At 74.2% G+C, this 5,322-nt stretch carries 5 protein-coding genes; 3 read left to right on the top strand and 2 right to left on the bottom strand.

Features of this window, described 5'->3' with window-relative positions; genetic code table 11:
• The first annotated feature begins 368 nt into the window (after positions 1 to 368).
• Together IH13_RS0103845 and IH13_RS36645 are read left to right on the top strand one after the other, a co-directional pair.
• Positions 369 to 1,277, top strand: coding sequence for a sulfurtransferase (locus IH13_RS0103845; RefSeq protein WP_082317511.1), 909 nt, complete (start codon positions 369 to 371; stop codon positions 1,275 to 1,277).
• A gap of 233 nt (positions 1,278 to 1,510) precedes the next feature.
• A complete protein-coding gene (locus IH13_RS36645) occupies positions 1,511 to 1,792 on the top strand; it encodes a hypothetical protein (protein WP_051835752.1) in 282 nt (93 codons plus the stop codon).
• A 13-nt stretch (positions 1,793 to 1,805) separates the two neighbouring features.
• Here IH13_RS36645 and IH13_RS0103855 read toward each other — a convergent pair whose 3' ends face one another.
• Positions 1,806 to 2,492 carry a phosphotransferase gene (locus IH13_RS0103855; protein ID WP_031080994.1) on the bottom strand — a complete coding sequence of 229 codons (687 nt, stop codon included), beginning with the start codon at positions 2,490 to 2,492 and terminating at the stop codon, positions 1,806 to 1,808.
• Between the two features lie 37 nt (positions 2,493 to 2,529).
• The gene (locus IH13_RS0103860) at positions 2,530 to 3,582 is read right to left on the bottom strand and encodes a DUF2804 domain-containing protein (RefSeq protein WP_031080995.1); all 1,053 of its coding nucleotides are present in this window, start codon (positions 3,580 to 3,582) and stop codon (positions 2,530 to 2,532) included.
• 469 nt (positions 3,583 to 4,051) lie between these two features.
• On the opposite strand from IH13_RS0103860, the gene IH13_RS0103865 reads away from it, so the two are divergent.
• A partial coding sequence (locus tag IH13_RS0103865) for a S1 family peptidase (RefSeq protein ID WP_199814596.1) occupies positions 4,052 to 5,322 on the top strand: 1,271 nt, incomplete at its 3' end.

Raw genomic sequence — 5,322 nt, forward strand, 5'->3', positions numbered from 1 at the left:
TGACTGGGGAGTCGTGGGGAGGGGCAGGGCGTCGAACCGGTGGGCACGGCGCGGACGGGCGTGCGGAGAGCGGCCTCTGAGAGCGCTCTCGGCGTGCGGTGGCCGTCGCCGTCGAGGCCTGACACTACGCAGAACGCCCGTCCCGTCCAACCGGTGCGCCCGGAGGTAAACGGCTGTGACCTGCGGTGATATGACGTCCCGTCAATACCGTGGGAGCGCTTAAGGCGCCTTTAAACCGGGCTTAACCCCGAAGCGGCCGTTCAACCGTCCGGTGCGAGGTGGGCTCGTCGACGGGCCGAGACGTACCGTGGGGCGCGCCGCACCCCCGACTGTCCGGCCGGGCGGGCGGCCGGCTGGGGGAGACGCGCATGTCCGAGGACGTGGGAGCGGCCCGGGACGCCGCGACGGCCGACGCGGCCCGGGTGGCGGCACCGTCCGGTGAGGACGGAGGGCTGCCGGGCCCCCTTGTCGGGGCCGGGTGGCTCGCCGGCAGGCTGGGCGCGGGGACGGTGGTCCTCGACGCCTCGGTCGGGGCGCACCGTGGGACGGGGTGGCGGATTCCCGGGGCGCGGCGCTTCGACATCGACGGGGCCCTGTCCGACGGCGACTCACCGCTGCCGCACACGATGCCCGGTCCGGAGCGGTTCACCGAGGAGATGCGTGCCCTGGGGGTCGACGACACGGACACCGTGGTCGTGTACGACACCGCGGGGATCTACTCCAGCGCCCGCGCCTGGTGGATGCTGCGGGCCATGGGCTTCGACCGCGCCGCGGTCCTCGACGGCGGCCTTCCCGCCTGGGTGGCGGCGGGGTTTCCGGTGCGGGAGGGACGGACACCGGGGGACGACGCCCGGCGGCCCGGGAACTTCACGGCGCGCCCGCGTGACGGGCTGTTCGTCGGGGCCGCCGAGGCCGAGGCGGCCCTGGCCGACCCGCGGGCCGCGGTTCTCGACGCCCGTACCCGGGAGCGGTTCGCCGGTACGGCGCCCGAGCCGCGTACGGGGCTGCGGGGCGGCCATATGCCCGGGGCGGCGAACCTGCCGTTCGGGGATCTGCAGGAGGACGGGCACATGGTGCCGGCGGACCACCTACGCGCCGTCCTGGGGGAGGCGGCAGGGGGTCGGCGCCGGCTGGTGGTCAGCTGCGGGTCCGGGGTGACGGCGTGTGTGCTGGCGCTCGGGGCCGAACTGGCGGGATACCGCGACGTGTCGGTGTACGACGGCTCCTGGAGTGAGTGGGGCCTGCCGTCCGGACGGCCGGTGGTGGCGGGCCCGTAGGGCACCGCACGGGAGCCGGTGGGCCCGGTGGGCGGCGTCTTCGCCGGTGCGGGTGAGTATCCGGCCGGTCCCGTCCGGGTACGCGTACCCATGGTGCGGCGAGGGCCCGGAGCCCAGGGTGGAGGGACGTACTCCGCAGCGCTGAGAGGCAGTCGCGCATGTTCCCCGCCCTTCCCACGTCTTCGCCCGTGCGGCCTGCCGTCCCGCCCGCCCGGCGTGCCAGGACGTGGCACGTGGTGCTGGCGGCCCTGATCTGGTCCGTGACGCTCGCCGCCCTCGCCGTACTGGGCTTCCTCGTCCTGGTGGTGGCGGTCTGGAGTGCCGCCTCAGGGGAGTCCCCGGTGCCGTTCCTGCTGGGGGTGGCCGGCGCGGTCGTGGCGTGCGCCGTCCTGCTGAGCGGCCTGTACGCCGCACCCTTCCTGCGCCGGATGCCACCGGCGGGCCGGCTCGCCCTGATCGGTGCGCTGGTGGGCCCCTTCCCGGTGGCGGCGGTGGCGTACGTGCTCAACGGCTGAGCGCCGGATCGGCTCAGAGCGGAGCCAGGGCCGTGACCAGCGCGGCCGCCTCGTCCAGCAGTGCCTTCTCCCGCGCACTCAGCCGGGGGTCCGCCGTGCGGAGGGCGGCGGCGCGGGCGAGGGCTCCGGGCGGGACCCCGCCGTCCTCGGAGAGCAGGGCGAGCAGGGCCGCGAGCAGGTCCCGGACGCCTTCGGCGGCGGCGAACCCCGGGTCGAGCGCGGTCTGGGCCAGGATCAGCGAGGACATGGCCCGGTCCAGCGCGGGCGGCCCCTCCGCGGCGGTCGTCCAGTCGATGACCACGGCACCCTGCGGGGCCAGCACGACGTTCTCCGGGTGCAGGTCGCGGTGCAGGATGCGGTCCGCCGGGTCCTGGGAGATCCGCGGCGGGATCGCGTGCAACTCCCTCAGCAGCCGGGCCAGTACGACGGCGCCCTGGTCCTCGGTGACCGTGCCGGCCAGCAGCGCCTCGGCCAGGGTCGGACCGGGCAGCCGCTCGATCACCAGATCCGTCGGAAGAGGCTCCACGCCGCCCGGCGGCCCGATGCGGGGGACCGGGAACCCATGGGCCGAGAGGTACGACATCACGGCCAGTTCGGCGGCGGTGTCGGCCTCGTCGCGGTAGCGGCGCAGGACCCAGGAGTCGTCGAGTGCGTACACGTCGGCGGTGCGTCCTGAGCCCAGGAGGGGGCCTATGTGCATGGGGGGCAACCTACCCGGGTCCGTGTACCGGGGGGAGTCACCAGCGCATGTGGACGTCCTCGGCCCAGCCCAGGAGGTGTTCGACGGCGATCTCGGTGCCGTCATCGGTGCGGACGCGGCCGTCGTAGTGGCCGAAGCACTGGTCGGTGCGGTTGGCGATCAGGCCGGCGTCCGTGTGGGCGGACCGGTTGTGGAACGGCGTGAACGTCAGGTCCACCTGGTCGGACGAGGGCGTACGGATGGTCCAGGGGGCCAGCAGGTCGGAGGTGGACCAGCGCCAGTCCAGCTCCTCACCGATCTTGGTGAGGCGGCCGTCCACGCAGAGGCCGTTCTCGGTGGAGCCGGTGCCGGCCGTCCAGCGCCCGCCGAACTGGAGGCCCACCGTGTGCCCGTCCGTACGGCCCGACGCGGCGCCCCAGTTCCAGTCGACCGTGCGCGGCCAGCGGCCGCGCCCGTGGTCCAGAACCGCCCACGCCGCCTCGTCACCGCCGAACTCCAGGATGTCGGCATCGATCCTGACCCGCCCGGTGGCCGGGAGCGCGGTGTGCTTCGAGGTGTACTGGAAGCGCCGCTCGCTCCACGGCACCACGACGGACAGCGATTCGTGCCCCGTTGGCCGGGCGACCAGGAGGTCTGCCTCCAGCGGCAGCCGGCCCGGTGTCAGGCAGCGCGCACGCAACCGGGTCCCGGAGGCCTCGTCGCGGATCTCGACACGCACCTTGCCGCCGGACGGACGGGCGGGGCCGACCACCACGTCCTCGGTGCCGGGAGTACCGGCGACCGTGTCCGGGAGCCGCACACCGAGGCCGGCCGGGATGAGCGACGTGCGCTCGAACTCCCGCCCGTCCGGCCCGAATTCGAGCAGATAGATCGTGTTCAGCGCGAGGAAGTCGAGGTCGCTGACGGTCAGGGCCACCAGGTGGGTGGGTGTCGTCACGCACCAGTACTCCCACCGCTTGGTCCGGCCCCAGCCGCGCAGATTGGCGCGGTGCAGCGGTGTCCGGGACCAGCCGACCGCGGCCGGGTCCAGGGTGCCGTCGGGCAGGCAGAGATCGACCCGCTCGGTGATCTCGTGCTCGTGCGTCGCCATGGGCGGAGCCTATAGCGGACCTCAGACCTGGATGGGCGCGGGCTGGGGCGGTCACCGCGGGGTACGGCCGCGGTCCCGACCGGGTACCACCTCACGCGGAGCGGGCCCGGCCCCCGCGCCTGGTGGCGCACCGGACCCGCGCTGGACAGTACGGCCCCGCGCCGGGCGGGTACGGCCGCGCGCTGGACAGGTACCCGGGCGGGCAGGTACCCGGGCGGGCAGGTACCCGGGCCGGGCAGGTACGGCCCCGTGCCGGGCGGGTACGGCCCCGCGCCGGCCGAGGCGGGTGGCTCCGTGGTGCTCTCCGCCTCGTCGGCCGAGGGCCCCATAACGCGGCGGTAGGGGGCGGCCGGGATCTCCTGCGGCACGGGGGTGCGCGGCTACGTTTTCGGCAATTCCGCACTGCTCCGAGCCCCTGCCCCCGGGGCTCGACACCCCTGAACGACCCCCTGAACCCAAGGAGAGTCACGTGGAGAGAACCGTGCTCCGCAGGCGCGCACTCGTCGCGGCCACCGCCGTCGTGGCCGTGGGCGCGCTCGGCCTCGCGGGCCTGGCCGGCGTCGCCTCGGCCGACCCGCAGTCCACCACCGCACCGGCAGCCGAACGGCTCTCGCCCGGTCTGATCGAGGCCATGCAGCGGGACCTCGGCCTGGACGCCGACGAGGCGAGAGCCCGCATAGGCAACGAGTACCGTGCGGCCGCCGTCGCCAAGGGGCTGGAGAAGTCCCTCGGCGCCGACTTCGCCGGGGCCCGGGTGAGCGGCGCGAACGCCGCCCTCACCGTCGCCACCACCGACCGCGCCGCCGTCGCCGAGATCACCGCCGCGGGTGCGCGGGCCGAGGTCGTCCCCCACAGCCTGGACCGCCTGGAAACCGCCAAGGCGGCCCTGGACGCGGTGGCCCGGGAGAAGGCGCCGAAGGGCGTGCCCTCCTGGTACGTCGACGTGCGCACCAACCGCCTCGTCGTCAACGCCACCCGCACCGCCGCCGCGGACCGCCTCCTCGACACCGCAGGTGTCCCCCGCGACCTGGTGCGGGTCGAGCGCTCCACCGAACAGCCCCGCACCTATGCCGACCTGCGCGGCGGCGACGCCTACTACATGAACGGCTCGGGACGCTGTTCCATCGGCTTCCCCGTCAGGCGCGGCACCCAGAACGGATTCGTCAGCGCCGGTCACTGCGGCACCCCCGGGGTGACCACCAGCGGCGTCAACCAGCAGGCGCAGGGCTCCTTCCAGGGCTCCACCTTCCCCGGCCGCGACTACTCCTGGGTCGCCGTCAACGCCAACTGGACGCCGCGCGCGCTGGTGAACGGCTACGGCAACGGTGATGTGACGGTCGCCGGCTCCACCCAGGCCGTGGTGGGCTCCTCCGTCTGCCGCTCGGGTTCCACCACCGGCTGGCACTGCGGCACGATCCAGCAGCACGACACCAGCGTGACGTACCAGGAGGGCACGGTCTCCGGTGTCACCCGCACCAACGTCTGCGCCGAACCAGGAGACTCCGGCGGCTCGTTCATCTCCGGAAGCCAGGCACAGGGGGTCACCTCAGGCGGTTCCGGCAACTGCTCCCAGGGCGGCACGACGTACTACCAGCCGATCAACCCGGCGCTGTCGGCGTACGGACTGACCCTGGTCACCAGTGGTACGCCGACCGACCCGCCCACCGACCCGCCGACCGGTGAGCCGGGTGGCACCTGGGCCGCGGGCACGACCTACGCCCTGTCTCTTATACACATCTC

Source organism: Streptomyces sp. NRRL WC-3549 (assembly GCF_000721935.1).
GTDB lineage: Bacteria > Actinomycetota > Actinomycetes > Streptomycetales > Streptomycetaceae > Streptomyces.